1 protein-coding gene and 1 pseudogene are annotated in these 358 nt (G+C 62.3%); both read left to right on the forward strand.

The genetic code is table 11. The features are described 5' to 3' along the window. Window positions 1–222, forward strand: a 222-nt coding sequence (locus AC0L3L_RS36510) for an ABC transporter ATP-binding protein C-terminal domain-containing protein (protein WP_473642228.1), incomplete at its 5' end; no start/stop codon positions are given. Further along, window positions 222–358: pseudogene (locus tag AC0L3L_RS36515) on the forward strand (branched-chain amino acid ABC transporter permease); the annotation flags it as partial. The gene AC0L3L_RS36510 and the pseudogene AC0L3L_RS36515, both read left to right, overlap by 1 nt.

Below are 358 nucleotides of genomic sequence, written 5' to 3' on the forward strand. Positions count from 1 at the left end.
GAGATGGCCGGGTTTGTGCGCGCCGCGCGCGACCGACACGGCGTCACCATCATCCTGATCGAGCACGATATCGGCGTCGTCATGGGGCTTTCCGACCGGGTCGCCGTGCTCGACTACGGCCGCAAGATCGCAGACGGGACGCCAGCCGAGGTCAGGGCCGATCTGGCAGTGATCCGGGCCTATATCGGCACCGCCGAGGGCGGGAATGGCGAGGACATCTGATGAGCTACTATGATTTCCTCTTTGTCATCGAAGTGCTGGTCGGCGGCCTGCTCTCTGGTGTCATGTATTCGCTTGTCGCCATCGGTTTCGTGCTGATCTACAAGACGTCGGGCGTGCTGAACTTCGCGCAAGGGTC

The organism is Mesorhizobium sp. WSM4849, assembly GCF_055811385.1.